This is a genomic window from Microbacterium sp. Bi128, from assembly GCF_918698205.1.
In genome coordinates this window covers 1-1,534 of the sequence record NZ_CAKKMM010001230.1, presented here as the reverse complement: position 1 = coordinate 1,534, position 1,534 = coordinate 1, and the positions used below count along the sequence as shown (strand labels likewise).

Genomic DNA, 1,534 nt, shown 5'->3' with positions numbered 1-1,534 from the left:
GGCCGGCGACCTGCTCTCTGCGCTGGTGGTGGCGGGGGCGTTTGGGGCGTTCCTGTCGACGACGTCGGGCCTGGTGGTCTCTCTGGCCGGCGTTATCAGCCAGGACGTGTTCGGCGGCAGCGTGCGGGGCTTCCGGCTGGCAGCGCTGATCTCGGCGCTGGTGCCTCTGGGAATCGCGTCGATGACCGAGTCGCTGGCACTGGCCGGCAGCGTGGGGCTCGTGTTTGCCTTTACCGCGTCCACGATCTGCCCTGTCCTGCTGCTGGGCATTTGGTGGCGGGGACTGACGGACGCCGGGGCAATCGCGGGCATGGCGACCGGCGGCGTGCTCTGCGGCAGCGCGATGGTGGCCGGTTCGGTGCTGGGGGCGGCAGAGACGCCGTCGTGGCTGGCGCAACCGGCCGCGTGGACGGTACCGGCCGCGTTCGCCGTCACGATCCTGGTGTCGCGGGCCACGCGGGGCCGGGTGCCGCGGACAATGACACGGCTGATGACCCGGCTGCACACCCCGGAACGGCCGCTCGCGACGGAACGGTGACCCTGGCGGGGCTCCGGGCGGGGCGTGACTAGTCGATGGCCGCCATGAGCTCGACGGCGCGCTCCAGGAATGCGTCGACCTGGCTTTCCTCGTAGCCCTCCCGGCCCACGGCGGGACGGAACACGGCGCGCCGGACGTTGTCCACGCTCAGCGGCTGGTCCTCCTCGAGGTAGCCGATCAGCTCGTGGCAGAGGTCGTCGACGTCAGTGGTGTTGTAGCTGCGGGCCTTGGGCTTGGACGGGCGCCGGAAGCGTTGGCCGTCCGGCCGGTGCAGGCGGCCGCGCAGGACGCCCGCGAGCCGGCCGATTTCGCGCAGCCAGGCATCTTCGCCGCGTTCGGCAACGAGCTCATCGCGCTCGCGCCGGGCGAGGGCGTCTTCGAGCCGGTCCAGCGCGGCGTCCACGCCGGCGGCGGCGTAGCCGCCCTTCACGGGATCGAAGGACACGGCGCGGACGTCCGAGCTCTTGATGGCGCGGGAGGCCGAGGACGGAGCTTCGAATGACACCCGTGCGCGCTGCAGGAAATCGTCGACCTGCCTGGCGTTGTAGCCATACTGGTTCCGCTGCACGCGGTCAAAAGACGCAGGAATCTGCCGTTGAATGTCCACTGTTACTTTGTTCCTTTGATGCCGTTCGGCTGGTTTGCTCGGCACCATTCTAGGCGCCGGAAGTGCTGGTCCGGTGCTTCTAGGCGGCGGTGAGGGCCGAGAACAGGATGAACGCCACCGGCGAGGCGAAGACAATCGAGTCCAGCCGGTCCATGACGCCGCCGTGTACGGGGAGGATGCTGCTCATGTCCTTGATGCCGAGCTCGCGCTTGACCATGGATTCGGCGAGGTCGCCGGCGGTGGCGGCTGCCACCATGCCCACGGCGAGCACGACGCCGAACCACCACGGTTCGCCCAGCACGAATATCATGGCGAGCACGCCCACGACGACAGCCCCGGCGATCGAGCCGGCGAAGCCTTCCCAGGTCTTCTTGGGGCTGATCTTGGGG

The 1,534-nt window shown here is 69.4% G+C and carries 2 protein-coding genes and 1 pseudogene; 1 reads left to right on the top strand and 2 read right to left on the bottom strand.

Going from position 1 to position 1,534, the window contains the following annotated elements; all coding sequences use genetic code 11:
* Positions 1 to 538, top strand: a pseudogene (locus LQV45_RS31555) (cation acetate symporter); the annotation flags it as partial.
* 28 nt (positions 539 to 566) lie between these two features.
* Here the strand turns inward: LQV45_RS31555 and LQV45_RS31550 are convergent.
* Positions 567 to 1,193 (bottom strand): DivIVA domain-containing protein, encoded by a 627-nt coding sequence (locus LQV45_RS31550; RefSeq protein WP_051082302.1) that lies wholly within the window; start codon positions 1,191 to 1,193, stop codon positions 567 to 569.
* Positions 1,194 to 1,224: 31 nt separating this feature from the next.
* Positions 1,225 to 1,534 (bottom strand): phosphatidate cytidylyltransferase (locus LQV45_RS31545; protein ID WP_230011340.1); only part of this gene is annotated, 310 nt, incomplete at its 5' end.

Excerpts from the sequence above, each read along its gene's own strand:
- LQV45_RS31550 (WP_051082302.1), bottom strand. The coding sequence starts at position 1,193 with ATGGTGCCGAGCAAACCAGCCGAACGGCATCAAAGGAACAAAGTAACA.